Raw genomic sequence first — 25,150 nt, forward strand, 5'->3', positions numbered from 1 at the left:
CCTCGTCCGGCCGGACGAGCCACACAAGGCCTTTATTCCGCTCGGCTCTACCCGCTCGGCGCGATGGACCGCAGGCTCCTCGCCGTCCCAGGCGCCCTCCTCCTCCTCGTCCTAGTCGCGGACGTGAGCGTCGTCGGCTGGCGGGCGGCGTTTTACCCGGGACTGGGGCTCAACCAGCACCCGGCCGTGAACGCGGCCGACCTCCCCGCGCGGTGCGCCGACGCCGCGGTCGCCCTCGCCGACGGGAACAACGTCTCGATCCGCGGATATCGGATCGCCCCCGGGTCCGTTGACCTCCTCCTAGAACACACGTCGGCCGTCGGGGAGTGGGCCATCGGCGAGACCAACTGCGCGGACCGCCTCGCCGGGGTCGACAATCTGCGCGTCGACGGGGAGTCGTACGGGGTCCTCGGAAGCTACTCGCGCGACCGGCTGGACCGAACCCCGCTGGCCGGGCTGGCGAGGCTCGGAAGCGGGATCGCCGGCGTCGCACTGCTCGCGGTCGGGCTCTTCGCAGCCGTTCACCGGGATTCCGGGTGACGGCCTCGTCGCGTTCCGACGAGACTATTTAAGTAACAGCGGTGGCGCGTGCCGACGAGCAGCCGGCAGGCTGCGAGTCGCACGCGCGAGGGAGTCGCGAGCGCTTTTAAGCGCGAGCGACGAGGCTGGGGAGGTGTGAGGCGCTGTGCGGTTGCGGTCGGGCGGGACTCAAAGGGGCAGCCGCGAGGCGGGCGCAGGTGATGCAAGGACCGCAGGGAGCGAGCACCGCGAGCGACCGAGGACCGCAGCGAGCGTGCGCCCGCCTCGCGGCTGGGGCTTTGGCGGTGTTCGCCCCTGATCTGCGATGAGTCATTTATAACCGAGCGACTGGGGCCTTGGAAGTATCTCCCACCGATCTGCGAGTGGCGATTTATAAATAAGCGACCGACTCACCGGCGAGAGTCGTCCCCGCGCCGTCGACTATTTATAAATAATCGCTGTCCCGGCACCGATTTACCCCTTCCCCGCGACGTATCCAGTACTCATGGACGAACGCGTACGCGAGCACGCCGAGGTGCTCGTCGACTGGAGCGCGCGGGTCGAGGCCGGCGACGACGTCGTCGTCAGCGTCGCCGAGGACGCCCACGACCTGGGCGTCGCCGTCGCCGAGGCGCTCGGCGAGCGCGGGGCGAACGTCACGACGCTGTACGGCTCCGACGAGCTTTCCCGGGCCTATTTAAAAGGCGCCGAGGCGAGAGCTGACGGCGACCGCAGCGGCGACAACCCCGACGACGACCCCGACGACGATTCCGCCGCCGACCCCGACGACCCCGGCGGAGTCCCCGACTTCGACGACGACCCGGCGGTCGACCGCGCGATCTTCGAGGCCGCCGACGCCTACCTCCGGATCGGGGGCGGGCGCAACACCACCGCGAGCGCCGACGTGGCGAGCGAGACGCGGCAGGCGTACGCCAAAGCGAGGAAAGGCGTCCGCGAGGCCCGGATGGACACCGACTGGGTGTCGACGGTCCACCCCACCCGGAGCCTCGCCCAGCAGGCGGGGATGGCGTACGAGGAGTATCAGGAGTTCGTCTACGACGCCGTCCTCCGCGACTGGGAGGCGCTCGCGGCCGAGATGGCCCGGATGAAGGAGGTCCTCGACGCGGGCGAGGAGGTCCGGATCGTCACCGAGCGCGACGGCGCGCCCGACACCGACGTGGCGATGTCGATCGCGGGTCGCACCGCGGTCAACTCCGCCGCCTCCGTGGCGTACGACTCCCACAACCTCCCGAGCGGCGAGGTGTTCACGGCGCCGTACGACGCCGAGGGCGAGGCCTTCTTCGACGTGCCGATGACGATCGACGCGACCCGCGTCCGAGACGTGCGCCTCGTCTTCGAGGGCGGCGAGGTCGTCGACTTCTCGGCGGAGGCCGGCGAGGACGCGCTCGCGAGCGTGCTCGACACCGACGCGGGGGCCCGGCGGCTCGGCGAGCTCGGGATCGGGATGAACCGCGGTATCGACCGCTTCACCGACTCGATCCTCTTCGACGAGAAGATGGGCGACACGGTCCACCTCGCGGTCGGCCGCGCCTACGACGCCTGCCTCCCGGCGGGCGAGTCCGGCAACGACAGCGCGGTCCACGTCGACATGATAAGCGACGTGGGCGAGCGCTCACGGCTGGAGGTCGACGGCGAGGTCGTCCAACGCGACGGCGCCTTCCGGTGGGAGGAGGGGTTCGAGGGGTAGCTCTCGCCGGCCGCGACGCCCCCGGCGGGATTGTCGAACCGCTATCGCGCCGGCGACCGCCCGGCCGCGTCGATGACCGTCGTCGCGTCGCGCACCGCGTCCCACTCCTCGGCGCACGGCACGCAGAGGTAGTAGGCGAACCCGTCGACGTCGTGGTGTGAGACCGACGCGTCCTCGCTGCAGCGTTCGCAGTTCATACCCGGCGGATACGCGAAAATAAATATATGCCTTGTGGTCAAATTATCGGAGCGCGTCGAGGTCGAACTCGAAGGCCGCGACCGGGACCTCCAGGTCGTGTTCGACGAGGACCGCGGGATGCACCTCGCCGATCACGCCGACCCGCTCGCCGTCGATCTCGACCGCGGCGGTCCGACCGTCGATGAACGACGGGTGCTCGGTGCGGGGCGTCGCCAGCTCGGCGCCGAAGTCGTCACAGACCGCCTGCAGGCGCCCCTTCGCGGCCTCGTAGGAGGCGTCGCGGCGGGCGACCGCGCCGGCGACGTGGCGCCGCTCGGCGACGCTCGTGTTCGCCGCGTCGTCGCGCTCGGCGACGAAGCCGACCTCCGCGACGTCCTGCGGGTACGCGTTGTGCGTGTTCCGCTCCAACAGCATGACGAGCGAGGGGAGCGCCCACGTGCGGAGCTGGGTGTACTCCTCGCTGTACGGCTCGGTGATCTCGACGGGGTCGCCGCCGCCGAAGGCGTCGGTCCCCGGCTCCAGGTTCATCCGGTCGTAGTTCTCCGTCCCGCTCGTCATGTGGAAGTTCAGCAGGTCCTCGAAGCCGAGCCCGACGAGGCTCGTCCGGACCGCGTCCTCCAGTCGGGAGCGCTCGTGGCGCCCGCCGACGGTCCCCACGTCGGGGTAGCGCGGCTCCAGCTCGTCGAAGCCGTACGCGCGTCCCACGTCGTCGACGAGGTCGAGCGGGTGGAGCACGTCGACGCGGTACGGCGGGATCTCGGCCTCGTAGGTGACGTCCTCGTCGAGGGTGTAGGAGGCGTCGAGCCCGGCGCGCTCGAAGCAGTCGACCACCTCCTCGGGCTCGAAGTCGACGCCGAGCAGCGTCTCGATCCGGTCGTGGCTCACCGACTTCTCGTCGGTGTCGAAGTTCGGACGGACGAGCTCGGCGCCGTACTCGTCGGGAGCGGCCGCGCCGTCGGCGTAGGTCACCTCGACCTCCTCGATCGTCGCGCCCCGCGCCGAGAGCGCGTAGCAGACGATGTTGCACATCCGGTCGATCGTCCACTGGTCGGTGCCGGTGAGCTCGACGAACAGCTCGCGCGAGCCCGTCGTCACCTCGGTGCGCTTCCCGTTGATCACGGGCGGGAACGAGAAGAGGCCGAGCTCGTCGTAGATCGCGGGGTACCGCTCCAGGTCCTCGACGAGGTCGGCGTACGTCCGGCCCGTGTCGTGCTCGTCGAGCACCGCGGCCGGGGTCAGCTCGTCGTTCGCGTCCAGCGGGACGAACGTGTCGCCCTCGGGGTCGACGCCGCGGTAGGTGATCGACGGCTCGGACCCCTCCTGGAGCGGCGCGCCCTTGATCATCGCGAGGTCGTGGATCCCGATCGCGCCCTTGGCGCGGCCGCGGCCCATCGTCGCGTGGAGCTTCTCCTGGAGTTGGATGAGGGATTCCAGCGCGCCCTCGTCGAGGTCGACCCCGCGGACCACGGCGCCCGTGACGTAGGGGCGCTCGTCGGGGACCGTCTCGTCGACCTCGATCGTCCACTCGGGGTCGTTCGTCTCGGGGACGTAGACGCCGCGGTCGTCGCCGTAGTGGTAGCGCAGCGAGCGCGCGACCCCCTCGACCGAGAGCCGGTCGAGCCGGTCGGGCGCGAACTCGAACTGGAGGAGGCCGTCGTCGGTCTTGCCCTCGAACTCCAGGCCGAGCCCGAACAGGTCCTCCTTGAACTCCTCGTCGGTCGCGTCGGTGCGGCCGGTGAGCCCGCGCAGCTCGTCGGTGTCGATGTCGACGACGGGCATCAGTAGCTCACCTCCGCGTTCCGCAGGAAGTCGATGTCGGCCAGCGTCCCGTGGAGGTCGCGGATGTCCTCCGCGCCCGTCGTCAGCATCGCGAGCCGTTCGAGGGCGAGCCCCCACGCCATCACGTCGCAGTCGACGCCGAGCGGGCCGGTGACCTCCTCGCGGAAGACGCCGGAGTTGCCGATCTCGATCTCCTCGCCGGTCTCCGGGTGCTCGCCGAACAGCTCGAAGGAGGGCTCGGTGTATGGGTTGTAGTGGGGCTTGAACCGGATGTCCGTAATTCCGAACTGCCGGTAGAACTCCTCGAAGGTGCCCATCAGGTCGCGCACCGAGAGGTCCTCGGCCATCACCCACCCCTCGATCTGGAAGAACTCCAGGAGGTGCGTCGGGTCGAGGGTGTCGTTGCGGTACACCTTCTCGACGGAGAAGTAGCGCTGCGGCGGCTCCAGCTCCGCGCCGGCGACCCCCGAGAGGTACCGCATCGACAGCGAGGTGGTGTGGCCGCGCAGGGCGACCTCGCGGGCGAACGCCTCTGACCACGGCGAGTGGTAGCCGTCGCCGTCCTCGCCCCACCCCTCCCGGTGGGCCGACTCGACCCGCCGGATCAGCTCCTCCGGAATCTCGTCCATCGGGTCGACGTCCAGCGCGAACCGGTCCCAGTGGGTCCGCGCCGGGTGGTCCTGCGGCATGAACAGGCAGTCGTTGATCCAGAAGTCGCTGTCGGCGTGGGGGCCCTCCATCTCCCGGAACCCCATGCCGACGAGGACGTCCTTCACGCGGTCGGCGGTCCGGCGGAGCACGTGCTTCCGGCCGCCGGAGACGCCGGGCGCGTCGGCCTCCACGTTGTACGCGGAGAACTCCACGTCGCGCCACTCGCCGCTGGCGAGCAGCTCGGGCGTGAGCTCCGAGACGGTCTCCGTCGCCTCGACGCCCGTCATCAGCGCGTCGACGCCCTCGTCGGTGAGCGTCACCGACCGGGTGACCGACTCGCCGCGGTCGACGAGTCCGCGGGAGTCGAGCCGTTCGAGGACCGCGTCGTCGGCGTCCGGGGTCTCACCGTCGGCGAGGGCCGCGAGCGCGGCCGCCTCCGGGTCGGCGTCGGGGGCGGCGTCGGGGTCGACGCGGAGCTCGCCCGAGTCGATCGAGCCGAACCCCTTCCGCGCGAAGTTCGAGAGCGCGATCTCGACCGCGGGGCCGTCGAGGTCGGCCTCGCCGATGACCCGCCCCATCGAGACCGGCGCCTCGTCGGCGTCGAGCGCGAGCCCCGCCCGGTAGAGCCGCGTCTCGGGGAGCCCGTCGTCGACGTAGCGCCGCCCCTCGTCGGTGAGGTCCAGGGTCTCGGCGGCGGTCTCGACGACGGACAGCAGTCCCTCGTCGCGGAGGTCGAAGGCGGCGCCGACGACCGTCTCGGGCTTCAGCCCGGTCTCCGCCGCGATCTCGTCTATCGTCCGTTCGTCCGTCGCGCTCGCGGCCTCGAGGACCGCGAGCTGTCGTTCCGGGAGTCGCATTCGAGTTGTATCCATACGCGTGTGGCTGGTTGGTAACGGTTCCGGCACGTCGCCGTCGCGGGGCGGCGCGGGGGGCGCGGAGAGCGCGGAACGGCGCGGGGCGGTTCGACTCCTCCCCCGCCGCCCTCTCTCCGTCGTCTTCTCTCCATCGTCTCCTCGCCGCCGATCCGCGCGGTTTCGCCGTCCGACCGCGGGACGGGTCCGCCGCGCGCCGATCAGTCGAAAAAGAGCTCGAACGCGTCGCCGTCGACTCTCCGGGCGATCCCAGCCGTGGCGCGTTCGAGTGCCATGCGAAAACGTCTCACACAAACGCTGTTAACCGTTTCGCTCCGGCCGACCGACCGGTCGAGTCAGTCGAATTATCAGTTCTGATTAACGACGGGGGGCGTTTATATACCGGTTCGGCGAACTGCCGGGTATGAGCAGTGTTCCGACGGGCGCTTCCGACGCCGGCCCGCTCCGCGGTGCGGTCCGCGTCGCTCACGGCCGCGACGACCGCTCCCCGAGCCGCGCGGTCGTCGAGGCGATCGCCGACCTCGCCGGCGTCGAGCCGACCGCGCTCGCCGACGAGGCGGACATCGTCCTGTACGACCACGTCGACCCCGACGCGCTCGACTCGCTCGTCGGGGGCGGTCCCGACGCCGACGTCTCCCTCTCGTTCTCCGTCGCCGAGTACGACGTGCGGGTCGACCGCGACGAGGTCGTCGCCCGACCGGCCGAGTAGCGCCGACACCGACGCGCCTCGCCCGTTCAGCGCTCGCCGTCCGCCCGTTCTCGAAGCGCCGCGATCCGGTCGCCGAGGGGCGGCTGCACCTCGAACCACGTCGACCAGTCGCCCGTCTCGGGCTCAACCCCGCGGATCGCGGCGGCGCGCTCGAAGGCGTCGGCGACGCGCCCCGCGCCGACCGCGTCCGCGGCGCGGTCGTCGGCCGCGTACTGCACTCGCCGCCCGACCCAGAACGCGGCGAGCCCCACGGCGACGAGCGACGCGAACCCGGCCTGAAACGGCACCGCGACCGTCACGATCGCCGCCAGCACCGCGAGCACCGCCGCGACGGCGACCGCGCGGAACTCGCCGTAGTACGTCTGGACGCGTCCCGCCTCCGCCGCGAGGAGGCCGATCGCGACGTCCTCGTCGAGGTCGTCGAGCACGCCCTCCGTAATGAACAGGACCCGCCTGCCGGGCGGGCCGCGGACGCCGACTTCGACCCGGCCGACGTTCGACCCGTCCTCGCCCTCGTCAGCCGTCGATTCGGCGTCGGTCTCGATCGCGACCCGTTCGACGTCGAGCCCGGCGGTCTCGCGGAGGGAGGCGAGCCGCGCGCGTTCCGCGTCGGTCGGCTCCCGCAGGTCCCGGAAGCGGTCGGCCGCGTAGAGGGGGCCGACCTCGATCACGAGGAAGGCGACGACGGCGACGGCGACGAGGAACGCGGCCGTGAGCATGACTCCCGGTCCGCCCCCGATCGGGTAAAACGACCCGATGTCCTCGCGCCGGACGACCCGTCAGCGGGGGACCCGCCCGGCCAGCTCCTCGATCGCCCGCGCGGCGTCGCCGTCGGGCGCGGCGTCGACGACCGGCCGCTCCGCGGCGACGGACCGCCCGACTCGCGGGTCGGCGGGGACCGCCGCCGCCGGCGCTCCCAGCGCGTCGGCGACGGCGTCCGTCGGCGGCTCCTCGGTCACTCGATTGACGGCGCAGCCGACGAGTCCGGCGTCCAGCTCGCGGGCGAGCTCCCGCGTCCGGATCGCGTCGGCCAGCGCGAACGCCCGCGGGGAGACGACCAGCAGACACGCCCTCGCGACCGCGAGCGGGACGCCGGCGTCCGCGCGCCGGCCGGCCGGACAGTCGAGGACGACGGTTCCGTGTTCCCGCTCGATCGCGGCCGTCGCCGCACCCAGCGCCGACAGGTCGGCGGCGCGGGCGCCGGCGAGCGTCCGCCCGCAGGGGACGATGTCGACGGGGCCCGTTCGAACGATTTCCGTCGGGTCGGCGCGCCCGGCGAGCACGTCGTGGAGGTCCGGGCCGCGACCGCCGGGGAGGTCGGCCATGCCGAGGTCCGCGTCGACGACGACCGCGTCGAGCGCGGCGGCGACGTTGTACGCGAGCGTCGTCTTCCCGACGCCGCCCTTGCCGCCGGCGACGGCGAGGATCACGAGAGCCGCTCCAGCGCGTCGACCGGGACGTCGGTCTCCGCCGCGCGCTCCGCCAGCGACGCCGCGCGCTCGCTCACCGACCGGAGCCGCTCCGCGTCGTCGTCGAGCCGGTCGTCGAGCTCGGCGAGCGCGTCGACGCCGCCCGCGTCCCCGACCACCTCCGTCGCCGTCTCGACGTCGGCGCCGGCCAGCCGCTCCGCCCGCTCGATCCGGGACTTGACCGCGGCGAACCAGTCGTCGACCGAATCGGGGTCCGTTCGCGTAAGCGCGCCGTCGTCCCCGACTTCGTCATCGTCCTCGGCGTCGCCCGCAGCACCGTCGTCGCCCTCGGCGTCGTCGTCCCCGGTGCCGTCCGCAGCACCGTCGTCGCCCTCGGCGTCGTCGCTCCCGACCTCGCCGGGACCACCGTCGTGACCGCGTCCGTCTCCGGCCGCCGCGGTGTCCTCCGACCGACCCCCGACCTCGGGATTCGCGTCCACCGCCGCCCGCGGCGGCCGGTGTTCGGCGAGCTCGCGGAGCGCGGCGGCCGGCGTCGAGCCGACGCCCCCGCCGTCGGCGGTGGGACCGGCGACATCCCGCCCGGATCCGTCGGGGTCGCTCGCGTCGACCGGCTCGACGGCGACGATCTCCACCGGCGGATCGACGGGCGGTGCCGGTGTCGCGAAGCCGAACCCGCGACGCTCGTCCGGACCCATCCGCAGGGTCACCCCGCTCGCGTCCCAGCCGTCCGCCGGCACGCCCGCCCGTCGCGGCGGGAGCACCGGCGCGTCGAACTCGCTCTCCACCCGCACGCGTCGCGGGGCGGCGTCGTCGTTGCGAACCCGACAGCGAACCAGCGACGCGTCGCCCGCCCGGTCGACGGTCCACGAGAGCTCCATACGCCGGCTGTCTCGGGATCTCATTTAAACTCCGGCCGGTACCGCCGCCGTTCACGAGTCGGGCGCGGCGGCCGGGGGGTCACCCGGACGAGCGATCGGGACGGGCGACCGCCGCGTCGAGCACCGCTTCCGGCGATCGCTCCCCTCGCTCGGCGAGCCAGCGGGCGGCCTCGACGCCGAGCGTGACCGCCCCGTCGAGGTCCGCGATCCGGACCGCCGCGAGCGACGCGGCGAGCCGCGGCCCGTCGTATTCCGACGGTTCCGAGCCGGCTCGTGACCGGGTACCGCCGGGGACCGCGGCGAGGGCGTCGCGGAACGCCGGATACGCTTCGCCGGCGAGCTCGCGGCGGGCCTCCCGTCGGCGGTTCCGCAGCCGGTCTCCGAGTTCGAGCCGTCGCTCCCGCTCGTCGCGGGCGCGGGCGGCCCGCTCGCGGGCCCGTTCGAGCGCCTGCTCCGCCGCGATCCGTTCGGTCTGCGCGGCCGAGAGCTCCGCCGCGACGGACTCGAGGTCGCCGAGCGCCCCGTCAGTCTCCGCGTCCACGGCTCGCCGCGCCCGGACGTCGCCGCGGAGCGCCGCGACGCGCTCCTTCAGTCGCTCCTCCTCGCCGCTCGCGTCGGCGACCCGCCGACGGGCCGCGGCGAGATCGACCGCGTCGACCTCGATCGCCGCGATCTCGTCGCGGAGCCGACCGAGCTCGCCTCTCGCCGACGACTCGTGCCCCCGAGACCGGGCGGCCGCCGCGAGCTCCCGCCGGAGGCTGGTCCCGGTCGGCACCCGACCGAGGACCGCCTCGGGCGCGGGGAGCGGGCGCTCGCTCGGCTCCGCGGGCTCCCCCGGCGTCGCCGGCTCCCGCCCGCCCGTCACAGCTCTTCGCCCTTCAACCGGTCCGGGTTCGGATGCTCCGTTCCGGCCGCGAACGCGGCGTACGGCGTCGACTTCGCGTCCCGATCCGCGTACGCGCTCGCGGCCTCGCGGACCGAGTCGTCGAGCGCGACGAACTCGTTGAACGGTTCCGTCCGCTCGATCTGGACGTCGCCGCCGTGCGACTCCCGGAGCCGCACGGCGAGGAACGCGGCGTACGCCGTCGCGTCGAGCAGCGCCGCCCGCCCGAACCGCCGAACGACCGGCTCCTCGTGGCGCCGACAGAGGTTTCGGAGGCCGGTGCGCGCCGCCTCCGAGTACGTCACGATCAGCAGCATGGACGCGGCTGATCGGAGGCCGAACTTATCGGTTCCGAACTACTCCGACTCCGTTACTCGTTCGACCTCGAACTCGATGACTGAGCCGTTTTCGTCGTTTGTCGGACTATTTGAACTATCGGACCCCTCCGCGTCGCTCGCGTCGGCCTTCGAGAGCGCGAGCACGCGCTCGCGGGCGGCCGGCGCGGAGGGGGCGACGACGACCCGCCCGTCGACCGGCTCGTCGCCGACCGCGCGGAACACGCCGCCGTCGCCGTCGAACTCCGTGGCGTAGGTGCGGAGCACCGCCGCCACCCGGCGCTCCGTGTCGGCGAGGTCGGCCTCGCCGTTCTCGAACGCGCGCAGGGCGTCCTCGACGTTCCGTATCGCGGAGATCCGGTCCATCTACGTCGTCCGCAGGTGGCCCTGCTTCGGCTCGTACACCTCGCCCCTCGTGCGGAGCTTCTCGATCTCCTGTTCCGCCTTCCCGGGGTCCATCCCGATCTCGCCGGCGCGGTCGAGCACCTCGTCGACGGGCGCGCCCTCCTGGTACTCCTCCTCGATGTCGGCGATGAGCCCCTTGATGTTCTTGATGCGGTCGCGCTGGCTCTTGGACGTGCCCGTCTCGACGACGTCGGCGTCGAACTGCCCCGTCTCGGGGTCGACGCCGATGTCCTTGAGACAGGACTCGACGATGTCGGTGGCGCGGTCGGCGTCCTCGCGCTCGACCGTGTCCGAGAGCCGGAGCCGCGCGCTCGCCTCCGCGAGCCGCACCATCGCCTCCAGCTTCCGAGCGGTGACGGGCACCGGCGCGTCCTCGTCGGCGCCCTTCGAGCGCAGGTCGACGTAGAACTCCTCGATCAGCTCCTTCGCCTCCTCCGTCATCGTCGGGTAACAGGAGCGCTTCGCGTGGGCGATGTACTTCCGGAGCAGCTCCGCGTCGATCTCCGGGGCGACCTCCTGGGTCACCTCCGCCACCTGGTCCGAGGTGAACTCCGAGCTCGCCAGCTCCTCGCGCTGGGTGTTGAGCTCGCCGGCGTAGTTCGTCTTGATGATGTGTTTCGCCAGCCGGGAGTCGTGTTCCGGGTCCGGGCTGTCGGTCACCGTGAAGATGAGGTCGAACCGCGAGATGAGCGCGGGCTCTAAGTCGATCTGCTCGCCGATCGGCTCGTACTGGTCGAACCGGCCGTACTTGGGGTTCGCGGCGCCGAGCAGGGAACACCGCGCCTTCAGCGTCGCGTTGATCCCGGCCTTCGAGACGGAGATCTTCTGCTGTTCGAGGCCCTCGTGCATCGCGGAGCGGTCGCTCGAATCCATTTTATCCAGCTCGTCGACTGCGGCGATTCCCTTGTCCGCGAGCACGAGAGCGCCGGCTTCGAGCGACCACTGCTGGCCGTCACCGAAGTCGTCGCGAACCGCTGCAGCGGTAAGGCCGGCCGCCGAGCTGCCTTTACCGGACGTATAAACCGATCTGGGGGCAATATTCTCGACATACGAGATCATCTGCGAGTTGTGAGATACGACCCCGTTTCCGAGATACGTATGCGTGTCTGCTACCTCGAGGTCGTATACCCACTCGTAGTCCGGTTCGACCGATTCGATGGACTCGATCCGGTCCCAGTGGATGTCGTTCGAACACAGGCGATCGAGTTCAGCGACGTCTGGACCCACCGATAAGGCCTCGTCGAGCCGATCCAAAATCACGCCCTTTGCGGCCGCTGTCTGTCCACCGTCGGGAGCAACACCGTTCCGCTCGTAGTAACTGATCGCGGTCTGAGAGACGTCCATACCGTCCGACAGCGTCTTTTGGGAGATATTCAGTTCTTCCCGCAGTGTCTCGACCGCTTGCCAGTTTCCGTCCAACAGTTCGTCACGCTTCTCTCGAAGCCAGTCCAAGCGAGTCTCGAACGTGTCGACAACCGTTCTCAGGCTCGATCTACTCGGGTTTCTGTCGTCACGTTCATAATGTTGATACGTGGGACGCGGCAATCCGATGTCGAACTGCGACAACGCGAGCGCCTCGCGGATCCGCCGGAGGTCGTCACTCAGTCCGGGAATCACGTCGGTGTTTGTGTTCTCTGGAACGTCGTCGAACGCTTTCGAGGCCGTCACTTTGCGATCGGTAACGAATCCAATCTTGTCGACGTATTTGACGAAATCCCGTCCACTGATCCGCAGTCGATAGCTGTCGTTGTGTCGTTTCCGAAGATGGCTCTGGATCCCGAACGCGAGGAGTAACGTCTGTACTCCGGTCAGCAGTTCTCTGCTCATCGAGGAAACGGTGATCTCACGTTCTTTGGGTGAGACCGTTCCCTCGCTGTCAACGTACGCCTGTAAGAACGCCTTCTTGTTCTCCGGACTCGCCCGTTTGAGACAACCTGGGACGAGTTGATCCTCAGAGTTTTTGAGTATCGCCGGTTCGAGTTCTCTGAGGAATCGGACGAACTCCAACGAAGAGCAGCTAACGATCTCAGCGGTCTCATGGCCCTGTTTATTTCGGCGAGACCACCGAACACCCAACTTCCGGAAGCAGTGTTCCACGTCCGTTAGAATCTCTTCATCGACGTTCGTGATCGCGGTAGCGGCGCTTGACTCCGACATGTGAGTGTGGCCCTCAGCAATGATATAGCCGAGAAGCCGCGCCAGTACGGGGTCGATCTGACTGGGAGGGGTGAAAGAATTTGCATTGTAGGTTTCGACCCGCTGGAACGAAACGTCGAGGGAATCATCCCAATCCGCGTCGATGTTTCCTGGGACGGCAATGAGGTCTCCTTCCGCCAATTGATCCGCTCGCTGGGGTGACAACCCTCTGTCCAACTGCCTGAAAAGGGGGTGCGACGGCGTCACTTCTACCTCTCGTCCCGAGGCCATTGTAATCTGGCACATCCGGTCTGGAGCTTCTCGTTTCCAGACTTTTGTCGCGGTCCCGGTCTCGATTTCTCCCGCTTCTGTTACGGTTTGAAGATCAATGTCAATTGATTCGTACACTCCATCATCAACTTCCATCGGATCTTCGAGGTTCGATTCTACTATCTCTCCGATAGCCCGTTCTGTTCCGTCAGCTAGTGTCACCTTAGTATCATATTTTTGACACTTACCAGTACCCGGATCTCCGATAAGGAGCATATGCAGGTCCCCCCGAATCCGCGACCCGTCGGGGAGGTGTTTGGTGACGCCGGAGAACAACTGGAGGATCATCGCGAGCTTCTCTTCCTCGTAGCCGTAGATGGCGGGCGCGATGGAGCCGACCATCGCCTCGTAGATGTCGTCGCGGTTGGAGAGCTCGATGATCTCGCGTTTGTCCGCTTCGGTGATGTCCATGTCCTCGAACTCCTCGTCCTCGATGGCGATGGAGACGCCGTCCATGTAGAGGTCGAAGATGGCGGACTTCTCGTTGCCCTGTTCGACCTGTTCGATGTGGAGGACGCCGACGCAGGTGACGTGGTCGCCGGGGCTCACCTTCCCGGTGATGTCGTCGACGATGTCGACGTCGAGCGACTGGGGCGTCTCACCGCCCCGGAGCCCCTCGGGTGACTCTTGGATGCGGAGCTTCTGGGAGTCGATGAACTCCGACTGGTCGAAGTTGACGCGGAAGGGGCCCTGTCGCTCGCAGCCCTGACACTCGTGGGGCTCCTGGAAGCCGCCGTCGCTCTGCGGGATGTACGTCATCGTGCCGCAGCGCTGGCACTCGAAGGCGGCCTCGGTCACCTTCGGGCGCACGTCGGTCGCCTTGCGGACGATCCCCTTCACGGAGACGAGCTTGCCGATGTGGTCGTCGTGGACGCGGATGCCGCGGATGTCGATGCTCTCGGGGAGGTTCTCGATCCGGACGTGCGCGCGGCCGAGGCTGACGTCGGCGGGGAGGTCGTAGAGCCGCAGCGCCTCCTCGGCGTACTCGCGCATCTGGTCCGGCTTCGTGCGGAAGTCCTCGGCGAGGTCGCGGTCGAACTGGAACAGATCGTCGTAGTCGACGTACAGGGAGCGCTGTTCGTTGGGGTACTTCTGTGCGAGGGTGCCGATCTCCTCGCGGTAGTAGTTGCGGTAGAACTGAATGAACCGCTCCGTGAGGTCCTGATTCCCGGCCTGAGCCATTACGAAACCCCTTCGTCGGCATCACGTATGAACCTCATGCTCGGGGCGGAGGTGGATCTCGGCACTCTTGTCAGACCGGAAATCCGGTTCCGTTCGGTCCGGACCGGCCCCGCTACGCCTTCGTCACGAACGTCGCGTCGGCGGAGGTACGGCCGTCGTTGAACGAGAGCACCTTCGCGCGGATCACGTCGCCTTTCCCCACGTCGCCGGGAATGTCCTCGGTGAAGAGGACGAACCCCTCGACCTTACCGACGGCGACCTCCTCGCCGGAGTGGTGGTCGGTGAGCTCGGTGACGCCGAACTCGTACGTCTCGCCGATCTCGACCGGCGGGTCGCGCTCCTGGGCCGCGTCGTGGGCACGCTTCGACTCCTTCGCCTCCCCGGACGGACCGCGCAGGCGACTGACGAGTGTTAACAGGACGAGCAGGGCGATCACGGCCACGGCCCCCAAGACGATAGGATCTGACGGTATCATACCGGTCGGTCGATCCCCGGTCACCTAAACGCTCGGGGTCGGCGGCGCGGTTCGGGCCCGCCGGACGCCAGATTCCGCCCCGACCGCTTTCGCCGCCCACATGAGAAACGCCTTTGGGCTGGAGCCCCCGGTTCGACGTGATGCGAACGACTCTCGGTCGCCGTCCGGTCGCCCGCGGGCGTGGTGCGGCGTGAAGGTCGCGGACGCGGTGCCGGAGTTCGCCGACGCCTTCGGGTTCGAGGAGTTCAACCGGATGCAACGCGAGGCGCTGCCGGGGATCTTGGAGACCGACCACAACGTGGTCGCGTCGGCGCCGACGGCGTCCGGCAAGACCGCGCTCGCCGAGCTCGCGATCTGCAGGACGCTCTCGGCGGGCGGCACCGCCCTCTTCGTCGCCCCGCTCCGCGCGCTCACCAACGAGAAGGAGAGCGAGTGGGAGCGGTTCGAGGAGTTGGGGTACTCGGTGTACGTCGTCTCCGGCGAGCGCGACCTCAACCCCCGCCGCGCCGAGCGCGCGGACGTGCTCGTGACCACCCCCGAGAAGGCCGACAGCGCGACCCGCAAACACGACTCCGCGCGCTACTCCTTCATCACCGACGTCGACTGCGTCGTCATCGACGAGGTCCACCTGCTCGACTCCGAGAAGCGCGGCGCGGTGCTCGAAGTCACCGTCTCGCGGCTCCGCCGCCTGCAGGACCCGCGCGTGGTCGCGCTCTCGGCGACGATGCCGAACGTCGCGGACGTCGCCGAGTGGCTCAACGCGCCCGCGGAGACGACGTACGCCTTCGGCGACGAGTACCGCCCGGTCGACCTGGAGACGGGCGTGAAGACGTACTCGCACGGCTCGAACGCCTTCGCCGACAAGTACCGGCGGCTCTACCGCGCGCTCGACCTAGCCGAGCCGCACGTGCGCGAGGACGGGCAGGCCTTGGTGTTCGTCTCCTCGCGACAGGACACGGTGCAGGCGGCCAAGAAGGCGCGCGACGAGATCACCGACCGCGACATCCCGATCGACTCCCGCGACGACTACGACTTCCACAACGAGGCGAAAGAGCTGACCAACGACGCGCTCCGCCAGTCGGTCACCGACGGCGTCGGCTTCCACCACGCCGGCCTCGGGAAGGACGACCGGGACCGCGTCGAGGAGTGGTTCAAGCAGGGGAAGATCAAGTTCCTCTTCTCGACCTCCACGCTCGCGTGGGGGGTGAACCTCCCGGCCCGGTGCGTCGTCATCCGCGACACGAAGTACCACGACCCGCTGGAGGGCGAGACCGACATCTCGCCGCTGGACGTGCTCCAGATGCTCGGTCGCGCCGGCCGCCCGGAGTACGACGACGTGGGGTACGGCTGGGTGGTCTGCGACCGCGCGGACGCCGACAAGTACCGGAAACTGCTTCGCGAGGGCAAAGAGATCGAGTCGCGGCTCGCCGCCGACCTCGAATCGCACCTCAACGCCGAGATCGCGATGGGGACGATCCGCGGGCTGGAGGACGTGATGGCGTGGTTGGAGACCACCTTCTACTACGTCCGCGCGGCGTCGAAGCCCGACGAGTACGACTTCGCCACCCTCCGCGACCGCGTTCGCGACACCCTCGACTCGCTCGTCGACGACGGCTTCGTCGCGGCCGACGACGACCTCGCGATCGAGCCGACGGCGCTGGGCCGACTCGCCTCGAAGTACTACCTGCGGCTGGACACGGCCCGCCGGTTCCGGCGGCTCGCGGACCGGGAGACGCTGACGGTCGACCGGATCTTGGAGGCCGTCGCGTCGGCCGGCGAGTTCGACTCGGTGTCGGCGCGGTCGGCCGAGTCGGACGCGATCGACCGGATCCTCGACGGCCGCGACACCGACCTGGAGGACGGCCACCGCAAGGTGTTCGCCATCCTGCTGGCCGGGATGGCCGACTCGATCCCCTCGGACCTGCGCTCGGACGCGTGGGTGATCCGGCAGAACGCGCTCCGCCTGATCGCGGCGCTCGCGGAGTTCCTCGACCGCTTCGCCGGCCCCCGCGCCGCCAACCTCGCGTGCCGCGTCGAGGCGCGCGTCGAGCACGGCGTCTCGCGAGAGGCGGTCGCGCTCACCGCGATCGACGGCGTCGGTTCCGGGCGCGCCGAGCGGCTCGCGGACGCCGGCCTCACCTCGCCCGCCGCCGTCGTCGACGCCGGCGCGAGCGTGCTGGAGGACGCCGGCATGAGCGACTCCGTCGCCGAGCGGATCGTCGACGCCGCGCGCGACTGCCCCCGGATCGACGTCGACTGGGGCGACTTCCCCGACGCGATCGCGGTCGGCGAGAACGAGCTGTGCGAGGTCGCGGTCTCGACCGTCTCCGGGAGCGCGCGCACGGGGATCCGAGTCACCGTCAACGACGTGGAGATGACGGCGACGACGACGTACCTCGACGGCGAGACGGCGGTCCCGGTCGGCGTCTTCGGTCCCCCCGACGCCGACGAGCTGGAGTTCGTCGTCGAGGTCGTCTTCCCCGACTTGCCGCTGATGCCGGTCAGGGCGACGCGGACGGTTCGCGTGGAGTAGGGGCGTCGGTTTCGGAAAATAGAGAAGCGGTGGCGCGCGCCTCCGAGTGGCCGGCAGGCCACGAGGAGCGCCGCGCGAGGGACGCGGTGAGCGCTCGGAGAGCGCGAACCGCGAGGTTGGGGAGGCCTGAAGCGCGGTGGCTGTGTGGTGCAGGGTGGGATTCAAAAGGGCAGCCGGGAGGCGGGCGCAGGTGATGTAAGCACCGCAGGAACGAGCGGAGCGAGTGACGAGGAGCGCAGCGAGCGTGCGCTCGCCTCCCGGCTGGGGCTTTTGAGGTGTTCACCGCAGGGGTTCCGATCACGTACGACCGAGCGGCTGGGGCTTTGGCGGTGTTCATAGTCGATCCGCTGTCGGTCACCCGGAAGCGGTCGACCGGAGCTCCGGCCCCATTCACCGCGCTAGCAACGAGAGATACCCCATATCGATCACTCGCGACACCCGCTCTATATCCCTCATAAATCCCCGCAACGACCGCTTTTCACCCATACCGCGGCCACCCGTCGTATGCCAGAACGACTCCGCGTGTTCGCCGGCGACTGCCGAGTGACCGAGCGCGGCGACCGCTCCCGGACGCACCGGGGGCGCGTCGTCGTCCTGATCAAGCCCGACGACACCACCCTCGTCCACGACGCCGACGGCTACCAGCCGGTCGCGTGGCTCACCCGGCCCGACTCGGTCGTCGTCGAGCGCGACGGCGACGGCTTCTCCGTCACCGCCCGCGACGGCACCCGGCGGCTGCGGGTCGTCGCCGAGGAGGCGACCGCCGCCCGCGCGCTGCCGGTCACGGAGGCCGGGATCCCGGTCGGTACCTGCCCCGAAGACGGCGGGCCGCTCGTGCGGTCGCGCGGCGACGTGGTCTGTCTCGACTGCGAGGAGCGGTGGGGGCTCCCGGCCGGCGCGAGCGTCACCGACGGGGTCTGTGACGACTGCGGCCTGCCGAAGATCCGGGTCGAGCGCGGCGAGCCGTTCCACCTCTGTCTCGATCCCGCCTGCGACCCGATGGAAGAGGCCGTCAGCGACCGGTTCGACCGCGTCTGGGACTGCCCCGACTGCGGCGGCGAACTGCTCGTGAAGTCGGCGCCAGGCCGCGTCTACCTCGGCTGCGAGAACCACCCCGACTGCGAGACGACGTTCTCGATCCCCTCCGGCGTCGTCGTCGACGAGTGCGACTGCGGGCTCGCGGTATTCGAGACGGCGACCGGTCGCGACTGCCTCGACGGGACCTGCGAGCGCGGGGGACGCGCGGCGGGCGAGACGGCGGGGGAGTGATCCGAAACGCGGTCGAAGCCGCCTACTCCGCCAGCTGCTCGCGTCCCGGCGCGATGAGCCGGTCGAGGTACTCCGCGAGCGCGCCCTTCGCGTCGGCGGGGTGGAGCTCGCCGGACTCCAGGTCGGCCTCGAGGGCGTCGTACCCGTCGTACTCCAGGTCGCCGCCGTACTCCGCCGGCCGCTCGACGCGGACGGTCTCGAACCGCGGGAAGACGTGGTACTCGAACACCTGGAGGACGGGGTTCTCGCGCTCGACGCCGTCGTCGGTCGGCTCGGGGTCGGCGGTCGGCGGGCAGTACGCGTCGTTCACCTTCGACTCGATGTCGTCGCGGGAGTCCTCCATCGAGATCGTGACGCCCGCGCTGGAGGACATCTTCCCGCGGCCGGTGCCCAGGTCGGCGATGAGCGGGGTGTGGAGGCTCGTCGGCGGCTCGCGGTCGATGCTCGGGAGCACGTCGCGCGCGAGCATGTGGACTTTCCGCTGCTCCATCCCGCCGACCGCGAGGTCGACGCCGAGGTACGGGATATCGAGCGCCTGCATCAGCGGGTACACCGCCTGCGACACCTTCACCGAGTCGCCGGAGGTGATCTCGGCCATCGCGCGCTCGGCCCGCGCGAGCGTCGTCTCCAGTTCGAGGGCGTGGAGGTCGAGGGTGTAGTCGTCGTCGAGCTGGAAGTCCGAGCCGAGCACGAACTGCGTGTTCGACTCGTCGAGCCCGTACGCGATGAACTGGTCGCGCATGCGCTCGGCGGTGTGGCGGATCTCCTCGAACGACCCCTTGTCGTTGAGGTAGGCGTGCACGTCGGCGAGCAGCACCGTCACCTCGAACCCGGCCTCTTGGAGGTCGATGAGCTTGTTCGCGGTGAGCATGTGCCCGATGTGGAGGACCCCCGAGGGCTCGTAGCCGACGTACGCCCGCTTCCCGTCGGGGTCGTCGGCCAGCGCCTCGATCTCCTCTTCGGTGACCACCTCGGCCGCGTTCCGGGTGATCCGCTCGTAAGCGTCCATACTCCCGATTGTGCGGTTGTCGGACATATGACTTCTGGAAGCGTGCGGGCGGGTGGCGAGGGCGATTCCGCCCGGCTGGGTCGCCAGCCGACCGCTATTCCTCGGTCTCGGGCAGCGTCCGCCCCGCCCGGTGCTCCGAGATGATCCGGTCGAGGTGCTCCTGCTTCTCCGCCTTCCGCCGCCGCTCCGCCCGCGTCTCCCAGTCGTCGATCGCGGCCTCCAGCTCCGCCTCGCCCGCGACCGCCAGCTCGTCGACCTCGCGGACGGGGACCGCGTCGGCCGGGACGACCGGCACGTCGTGGTCGAAGAGGACCCGGTCGGCGACGTCCGAGAGGTTCCCGTCGCGGATCACCGCCCGCGGATCGGTCTCGGCCAGCCGCTCGGCGGTCCGGCGGCCGGCCCCGGAGGCGTCCCGGAGGTAGACCACGTCGCCGGCGACGAGCCCGTACGCCTCGTCGGCGGCCGCTAACGCGTCGAGCGTGAACTGCTCGACCGCCTTCACGCTGACGAGCCCCCGGTCCGCGGCCACGTCGTCGAAGTTGGAGTGGTCGAGCCGCCACAGCTCCTTCAGCGTCTCCACCTTGGTCTCCAGCTCCGCGACGGTCTCGCGCGCCTCGTCGCGCTCGCGCTCCAGCCGGTCGGTCTCGCGTTCGAGCCGGGAGACGGCGCGGCGGGAGCGCGCCTCGATGCGCTCCTCGCGCTTCGCCTCCTCCAGCTCCCCCTCCAGCTCTTCGATCCGCTCGTCGCGCTCGGCGAGGTCCGCTTCCAGCGACTCCGCGTGCGACTCCAGCCGCTCGACCCGCTCGCGGAGCCGGCGGATCGTCTCCTCCTCCTCTGTGCGCTCGGGCTCGGTGGGGTCCGTCTCGTCCGCGTCGGCGTCGCCGCTTCCGTCGCTGCTCCCGTCGTCCTCGCTGAGGTCGGCGATGACCGACTCCACCGAGGCGTCGCCGGCGACGACACCCGCGATCACCGCCCCGCGGTCGAGCCGAGGCGGGGTCTTCGCCGCGACCCGCTCGAACTGGTCCTCGTGGTCGTCGTAGGCGTACAGCGCCGCCGCCAGCGCGTCGCGCTCGTGGTCGTTGTCGTAGCTCGCCTCGCGGGTCCGGTGGAGCTTCTCGTCGACGGGGAGGTCCGTGGTCGGTCGCCACCCGGCGGCGTCGAACGACCGCCGGAACTTCTCGACGGTCTCCGGCATCGGCTCCACGTCGGCGGCGACGATGATCGGGCGGCCCTGCTCGATGATCCACTCGGTCACGTCGGCGGTGTCGGCGGTCCGCGAGGAGTACAGGGCGTGAACGGTGCCGTCGAGTCCGACGACGGCCGCCGCGGTGGTCGTCCCCGGATCGATCCCGACGATCACCCGGTCGCGGCGCTGCACGAGCGGCTCGTACTCGATCCCGTCGCGGCGCTCGCGCTCGACCTCGACGCGGACGTCGCCGGCCCGCGAGTTCGACACCGGAATCTCCTCGGGGCGCGCCTCGACCGTGAACGTCGCGTTCGCGTAGCCGCCGTACTTCTCGGTCACGTCGCGTTCGAAGTCGAGGTTCGCCGCCTTCAGCTCCGACTGGACCTGCCGGGTCCGCTTCCGGACGTTACCGTGGATCCGTCGCGTGTAGCGGTCCTGGCTCCAGCCGCCCTTCCCGGTCGAGCGGCCGCGCGACACCTTCACCGTCGTCTCGTCGGTGAACGCGGTCACCTCGTGGCCGACGTTGGCCGCGGCCAGCCGGGCCGACGCCTCCGCCTCCTTCATCGGCTTCTTGCCGTACGGGATCCCGTGGCGGGAGGCGACCCGCGAGAGCGGCTCCGGGCGCTCCGCGCCGGTCACCTGCACGAGCCGGGTGCCGTCGGGCAGCGACCGGAGGAACCCCACGAGTTCGCCCTTGTCCGCCGCCAGCTCGTAGGCGTTGTCGGTGGCGACGTAGAGGGGTTCGCGGTCGTCGATCAGCCGGCAGAGCTTCCGGAACGACACCACGTCGCGGGTCACCCGCGCCATCGGTCCGTCGGCGTCGGGCGCGTCCGGGTCGTCCTCGTCGACAGGGTCCAGGATGACGAGGGCGTAGGAGGGGTCGTCGCCGCGGACGTCGCCGCTGTGCACGTCGACGCCGAACACCGGCCGGTCGCGGGCGCGGATGGTCCGGGCTGTCACGGGTTCACGTATGCCGTTCGCGCCTATATACCCCACGCCGGGTGCGGCGGTTTCGCCGCGGGATCAGGCTCCGTAGTTCTGGGGGGCTCTGACTTTCGACCAATAGGGAGAGCGGGTGAAGCAGATCGACAGTGACGATACGGTATTTAAATAACCGCGAGTGGCAGCAGCAGTTATTTATAAACGAGCGGCGCGGTGGCGCGTGCCTCCGAACGCCCGTAGGGCGTGAGGAGCACGCGCGAGGGACGCGGTGAGCGCTCGAAGAGCGCGAACCGCGAGGCTGGGGAGGTGTGAGGTGCTGTGCGGAGCGGTGCGGGGCGGGACTCAAAGGGGCAGCCGGGAGGGCGCAGCAGGCGACGCAAGCACCGCAAGGAGCGAGTGAAACGAGCGACTAAGGAGCGCAGCGAGCGTGCGGCGCCCTCCCGGCTGGGGCTTCGGAGGAGTTCACCGCGGAGTCCCCGATTACGTACTACCGGGCGGCTGGGGCTTTGGATGTCTGCTCCACAGCGCCGGCACTCACGTATAAATATCCGACTCAGTACAGATCTTCAAGCCCCTCCTCCACGTGCGAGTGCTCGTCGGCCGGGAACTCGTCGCTCTCGACGGCCTCCCGGTACGCCTCAACGGCGTCGAACATCTCGCTCCGCACGTCGCCGAACCGCCGGGAGAACGGGGGCGACCATTCGCCGAGCCCCACCACGTCGTTGATCACGAGCACCTGCCCGTCGCAGTCGGGGCCCGCGCCGATGCCGATCGTCGGGATCTCCAGCGCCTCCGTGACGGCGCCAGCGAGGTTCGCCGGGACGTGCTCCAAGACGAGCGCGAACGCGCCGGCGTCGGCGTGCGCGCCCGCGAGATCGATTATCTCCTCGGCGGCGTCTCGGTCGGTCCCCTGTCTGGTGTACCCGCCCAGCCGGTTGACGTGCTGGGGGGTCAAGCCGAGGTGCGCCATCACGGGGATCCCCACGTCGGTCATCCGTCGCGTCATCTCGACGGTGTGGGGGCCGCTCTCGATCTTCACCGCGTCGGCGCTCGCCTCCTTCAGCAGTCGGCCGGCGTTGCGGACGGACTCCGCCGGCTCGACGCCGAACGAGAGGAACGGCATGTCGGCGACGACGAGGGCGTCCTCGGCCGCGCGGGCGACCGCCGCGGTCCGGCTCGCGACCTCGTCGAGCGTGACGGGGAGCGTGGAGTCGTAGCCCAAGGCGGTGTTCCCCATGCTGTCGCCCACGAGGATCACGTCGATCCCGGCCTCGTCGACGACCGCCGCGGTGGGGGCGTCGTACGCGGTCAGCATCGTGATCGGCGCCTCGCGGTCCCGGAGTCCCCGCGTCGTGGTCATACCGGAACACGCCCCCGCGACCGGTTAAAATCGCCGGGATTCGGCGGCCGGCCCCGCTCTCCCCTCGCCCCCTCCCCGCCCCACCCCGATTCGCGTCCCGCCCCTGTTCCGTCCCGCTTCGCGCCCGCCGCGCGACCGCCACCGATTTGCCCCTCGGCGCCCGAGGAGAGGGCGTGCAACCTGTCGAGCGGGCCGAGTTCGAGGGGATCGACTACGGCTGGGTGATGCAGACGACGTTCGTGCTCACCATCGTCGTCGGCGCCCCGGTCGTCGCGGTCCTCTCCGCGTTCGTCACGCTCGACTCGTGGGGGGCCCGCGCCGCGTTCGCGGTCCGCGTCGGCGCGCCGATCTGGTTCATCACCGCCGTCGGCGTCGCGCTCTACGCGCGCCGCACCGACGCCGGGGACGGCGGGGTGGAGACGGACGATGACGGCGCCGAGGCCAGCGAAGGCGACGACGCCGAACCAGCCGAGAGCGACCGCGCGACCGACGCCGAGAGCTAGACCAAGTCCGCCGCCCACGCGAACGCGACCCCGGCGCGTTCCGCCGCCTCCGCGTCGCGCCGCGAGTCGCCGACGAAGAGGGCGTCCTCGGGCGCCGCGCCGAGCCTGTCGACCGCAGCGAGCAGCGACTCCGGGTCCGGCTTGTGCGACCCGACGGTGTCGCGGCCGACGATCGCGTCCGGATCGAGCGCGTCGCCGAGCCCGTGAGTCTCCACGGCGATCCGGCACGCCTCCTCGCAGTTGAGCGAGCAGACGCCGGCCGGCGGCGTGCCAGGCCGATCGCCGGCCCCCTCGGCCAGTCGCTCGCCGAGCGCGAGCAGCGTCGAGTCGCGCGCGCCGGCCCGCTCGTGGAGCGCGATCGCCTCCTCGACCGGCTCGCCGATCCCGTACTCGCCGGCCGCCTCCATGAGGTCCCACAGCTCGTCGGTCGGCGGCTTGACGGCGTGCTCGGCGTACACGTCGAGGACCGACGCCGCGACCGCGTCCCAGTCGACCGCGAGGTCGACGAGGGTCCCGTCGAGGTCGTAGACGACCGCGTCGTAGCCCGCGAGGCCGCCGGAGACCCCCTCCGCGACGGCGCCGTCGGCGGTCGGGGCGGCGCCGTCGGCGGTCGGAGCGGCGCCGTCCGCCCCGGGCTCGCTCGTCATTCGCCCACCACCCCCCGCGCGATGATCGTCTTCTGGATCTCCGTGGTCCCCTCGTAGATCTCCGTGATCTTCGCGTCGCGGTAGAGGCGCTCGACGTCGAAGTCGGTCGTGTAGCCGTAGCCGCCGTGGATCTGGACGGCCTCGTTGGTCACCGACATCGCCGCCTCGCTGGCGCGGTACTTCGCCTTCGAGGCCGCGACGCGGTTGTCCTCGCCCGCCTCGGCCTGCCGGCACGCCTCGCGGACGAGCAGGCGGGCCGCGGAGACGTCCGTCGCCATCTCCGCGAGCTTGTGCCGGATCGTCTGAATCTCGGCGATCGGCTCGCCGAACTGCTCGCGCTCGGCGGCGTACGACTTCGCCTCGTCGAGCGCGGCCTGCGCGACCCCGACCGCCTGCGCCGCGATCCCGATCCGGCCGCCGGTCAGGCTCCGGAACGCGGCCGAGAGCCCCTCTCCCTCCTCGGTGAGCCGGTTCTCCGCGGGGATCCGACAGCCGTCGAGGCTGATCCCGGTCGTGTCCGAGGCGCGGAGCCCGAGCTTCTCCTCCTTCTTCCCGACCTCGAACCCCTCGGCGTCGGCCGGGACGAGGAACTGGGTGATCGACCCGCGGCCGTCGCCGTCGTCCGCCGCCGGGTCGCTCTCGGCCGCCTCCTCCGCGTCGGGGCGGACGGCCTTCGCGAAGACGACGGCGACGCCGCCCCGTTCCCCGTTCGTGATCCACTGCTTCTCGCCGTTCAGGACGTACTCGTCGGCCTCGGCGTCGTACTCCGCGGTCGTCGACATCTCCGCCGGGTTCGACCCGGCGTGCGGCTCGGAGAGACAGAACATCCCGACCGGGCGCCCCGCCGCCGCCATCTCCGGGAGCCAGCGCTCCCGCTGGGCCTCGTTCCCGAACTCCGCGATGCAGGAGGTCGCGAGACAGTGGACGGAGAGCGCGGTCGCGACCGCGAGGTGGCCGTACGCCAGCTCCTCGTTGACGACCGCGTAGGTCGTCTCGTCGGCGTCGAAGCCGCCGTGCGCCTCGGGCGTCGTCAGCCCGGTCAGCCCGAGCTCCGCGAGCCCGTCCCAGGCGTCCTCCGGGAACGTCTCCGTCTCGTCGGCCTCGCCGGCCCCGGGCCGGAGCTCCTCGACCGCGAACTCCCGGACGAGCTCCCGGATCGCCTCCTGCTCGTCGGTGAGCGACGAGCCGACGCGTGCGCCAGTCATGGCTCG

At 70.4% G+C, this 25,150-nt stretch carries 22 protein-coding genes; 6 read left to right on the plus strand and 16 right to left on the minus strand.

All coding sequences use genetic code 11. The annotated features are described in order from the left end of the window. Nucleotides 1-63 precede the first annotated feature (63 nt). Entirely contained in the window at nucleotides 64-540 is a 477-nt protein-coding gene (locus ACFQMF_RS00895) for a hypothetical protein (protein WP_256407235.1), read from the plus strand. 484 nt (nucleotides 541-1,024) lie between these two features. Then, nucleotides 1,025-2,227 carry an aminopeptidase gene (locus ACFQMF_RS00900; protein ID WP_256407236.1) on the plus strand — a complete coding sequence of 401 codons (1,203 nt, stop codon included), beginning with the start codon at nucleotides 1,025-1,027 and terminating at the stop codon, nucleotides 2,225-2,227. Between the two features lie 41 nt (nucleotides 2,228-2,268). On the opposite strand, the gene ACFQMF_RS00905 is transcribed toward ACFQMF_RS00900, so the two are convergent. From ACFQMF_RS00905 to pheS, 3 genes are read right to left on the minus strand one after another with little or no spacing between them, the layout of a single operon-like run. Further along, the gene (locus ACFQMF_RS00905) at nucleotides 2,269-2,424 is read right to left on the minus strand and encodes a hypothetical protein (protein ID WP_256407237.1); all 156 of its coding nucleotides are present in this window, start codon (nucleotides 2,422-2,424) and stop codon (nucleotides 2,269-2,271) included. A gap of 43 nt (nucleotides 2,425-2,467) precedes the next feature. After that, nucleotides 2,468-4,204, minus strand: a complete 1,737-nt coding sequence (pheT, locus tag ACFQMF_RS00910) for a phenylalanine--tRNA ligase subunit beta (protein WP_256407238.1) — start codon at nucleotides 4,202-4,204, stop codon at nucleotides 2,468-2,470. Then, nucleotides 4,204-5,712, minus strand: a complete 1,509-nt coding sequence (gene pheS / locus ACFQMF_RS00915) for a phenylalanine--tRNA ligase subunit alpha (protein ID WP_256407808.1) — start codon at nucleotides 5,710-5,712, stop codon at nucleotides 4,204-4,206. The genes pheT and pheS overlap by 1 nt, the downstream gene beginning before the upstream one ends. A 418-nt stretch (nucleotides 5,713-6,130) precedes the next feature. Between pheS and ACFQMF_RS00920 the strand changes: the two genes are divergently transcribed. Beyond that, nucleotides 6,131-6,436, plus strand: coding sequence for a HalOD1 output domain-containing protein (locus ACFQMF_RS00920; RefSeq protein WP_256407239.1), 306 nt, complete (start codon nucleotides 6,131-6,133; stop codon nucleotides 6,434-6,436). A gap of 26 nt (nucleotides 6,437-6,462) precedes the next feature. Here the strand turns inward: ACFQMF_RS00920 and ACFQMF_RS00925 are convergent, their stop codons facing one another. From ACFQMF_RS00925 to ACFQMF_RS00960, 8 genes are all read right to left on the minus strand, one after another. Then, the gene (locus ACFQMF_RS00925; protein ID WP_256407240.1) at nucleotides 6,463-7,155 is read right to left on the minus strand and encodes a peptidase; all 693 of its coding nucleotides are present in this window, start codon (nucleotides 7,153-7,155) and stop codon (nucleotides 6,463-6,465) included. A gap of 60 nt (nucleotides 7,156-7,215) precedes the next feature. Further along, nucleotides 7,216-7,866 carry a MinD/ParA family ATP-binding protein gene (locus ACFQMF_RS00930; protein ID WP_256407241.1) on the minus strand — a complete coding sequence of 217 codons (651 nt, stop codon included), beginning with the start codon at nucleotides 7,864-7,866 and terminating at the stop codon, nucleotides 7,216-7,218. Further along, complete coding sequence (locus tag ACFQMF_RS00935) at nucleotides 7,863-8,744, minus strand: DUF7857 domain-containing protein (RefSeq protein ID WP_256407242.1); 882 nt, start codon at nucleotides 8,742-8,744, stop codon at nucleotides 7,863-7,865. Before ACFQMF_RS00935 ends, ACFQMF_RS00930 begins: the two co-directional genes overlap by 4 nt. Nucleotides 8,745-8,823: 79 nt before the next feature. Then, the gene (locus ACFQMF_RS00940) at nucleotides 8,824-9,609 is read right to left on the minus strand and encodes a DUF7856 family protein (protein ID WP_256407243.1); all 786 of its coding nucleotides are present in this window, start codon (nucleotides 9,607-9,609) and stop codon (nucleotides 8,824-8,826) included. Then, nucleotides 9,606-9,944 carry a DUF7855 family protein gene (locus ACFQMF_RS00945; RefSeq protein WP_256407244.1) on the minus strand — a complete coding sequence of 113 codons (339 nt, stop codon included), beginning with the start codon at nucleotides 9,942-9,944 and terminating at the stop codon, nucleotides 9,606-9,608. Before ACFQMF_RS00945 ends, ACFQMF_RS00940 begins: the two co-directional genes overlap by 4 nt. A gap of 39 nt (nucleotides 9,945-9,983) precedes the next feature. Then, complete coding sequence (locus tag ACFQMF_RS00950; RefSeq protein ID WP_256407245.1) at nucleotides 9,984-10,328, minus strand: DUF7854 family protein; 345 nt, start codon at nucleotides 10,326-10,328, stop codon at nucleotides 9,984-9,986. Next, entirely contained in the window at nucleotides 10,329-14,015 is a 3,687-nt protein-coding gene (locus ACFQMF_RS00955) for an LAGLIDADG family homing endonuclease (protein WP_256407246.1), read from the minus strand. 112 nt (nucleotides 14,016-14,127) lie between these two features. Then, the gene (locus ACFQMF_RS00960; RefSeq protein ID WP_256407247.1) at nucleotides 14,128-14,490 is read right to left on the minus strand and encodes a TRAM domain-containing protein; all 363 of its coding nucleotides are present in this window, start codon (nucleotides 14,488-14,490) and stop codon (nucleotides 14,128-14,130) included. Nucleotides 14,491-14,680: 190 nt separating this feature from the next. Between ACFQMF_RS00960 and ACFQMF_RS00965 the strand changes: the two genes are divergently transcribed. Further along, nucleotides 14,681-17,023 (plus strand): DEAD/DEAH box helicase, encoded by a 2,343-nt coding sequence (locus tag ACFQMF_RS00965; protein WP_256407248.1) that lies wholly within the window; start codon nucleotides 14,681-14,683, stop codon nucleotides 17,021-17,023. 504 nt (nucleotides 17,024-17,527) lie between these two features. Further along, nucleotides 17,528-18,292: a topoisomerase DNA-binding C4 zinc finger domain-containing protein gene (locus ACFQMF_RS00970; RefSeq protein WP_256407249.1), complete on the plus strand. Its 765-nt coding sequence runs from the start codon at nucleotides 17,528-17,530 to the stop codon at nucleotides 18,290-18,292. A 22-nt stretch (nucleotides 18,293-18,314) separates the two neighbouring features. Here the strand turns inward: ACFQMF_RS00970 and ACFQMF_RS00975 are convergent, their stop codons facing one another. The 3 genes from ACFQMF_RS00975 to panB all read right to left on the minus strand — a co-directional run bounded on the left by ACFQMF_RS00975 (nucleotide 18,315) and on the right by panB (nucleotide 22,789). Beyond that, nucleotides 18,315-19,301 carry a tyrosine--tRNA ligase gene (locus tag ACFQMF_RS00975; protein ID WP_256407250.1) on the minus strand — a complete coding sequence of 329 codons (987 nt, stop codon included), beginning with the start codon at nucleotides 19,299-19,301 and terminating at the stop codon, nucleotides 18,315-18,317. A gap of 94 nt (nucleotides 19,302-19,395) precedes the next feature. After that, nucleotides 19,396-21,447, minus strand: coding sequence for a DUF460 domain-containing protein (locus ACFQMF_RS00980; RefSeq protein WP_256407251.1), 2,052 nt, complete (start codon nucleotides 21,445-21,447; stop codon nucleotides 19,396-19,398). Between the two features lie 535 nt (nucleotides 21,448-21,982). Then, entirely contained in the window at nucleotides 21,983-22,789 is an 807-nt protein-coding gene (panB, locus tag ACFQMF_RS00985) for a 3-methyl-2-oxobutanoate hydroxymethyltransferase (protein ID WP_256407252.1), read from the minus strand. Between the two features lie 173 nt (nucleotides 22,790-22,962). On the opposite strand from panB, the gene ACFQMF_RS00990 reads away from it, so the two are divergent. Continuing rightward, on the plus strand, nucleotides 22,963-23,292 hold the full coding sequence (locus ACFQMF_RS00990) for a DUF5822 domain-containing protein (protein WP_256407253.1): 330 nt from the start codon (nucleotides 22,963-22,965) through the stop codon (nucleotides 23,290-23,292). On the opposite strand, the gene ACFQMF_RS00995 is transcribed toward ACFQMF_RS00990, so the two are convergent. Together ACFQMF_RS00995 and ACFQMF_RS01000 are read right to left on the minus strand one after the other, a co-directional pair. After that, a complete protein-coding gene (locus ACFQMF_RS00995) occupies nucleotides 23,289-23,939 on the minus strand; it encodes an HAD family hydrolase (RefSeq protein ID WP_256407254.1) in 651 nt (216 codons plus the stop codon). The genes ACFQMF_RS00990 and ACFQMF_RS00995 overlap by 4 nt on opposite strands. Continuing rightward, a complete protein-coding gene (locus tag ACFQMF_RS01000) occupies nucleotides 23,936-25,144 on the minus strand; it encodes an acyl-CoA dehydrogenase family protein (RefSeq protein ID WP_256407255.1) in 1,209 nt (402 codons plus the stop codon). Before ACFQMF_RS01000 ends, ACFQMF_RS00995 begins: the two co-directional genes overlap by 4 nt. Between the last annotated feature and the right edge of the window lie 6 nt (nucleotides 25,145-25,150).

It is taken from the genome of Halorubrum rutilum (genome assembly GCF_042665015.1).
Classification (GTDB): domain Archaea; phylum Halobacteriota; class Halobacteria; order Halobacteriales; family Haloferacaceae; genus Halorubrum; species Halorubrum rutilum.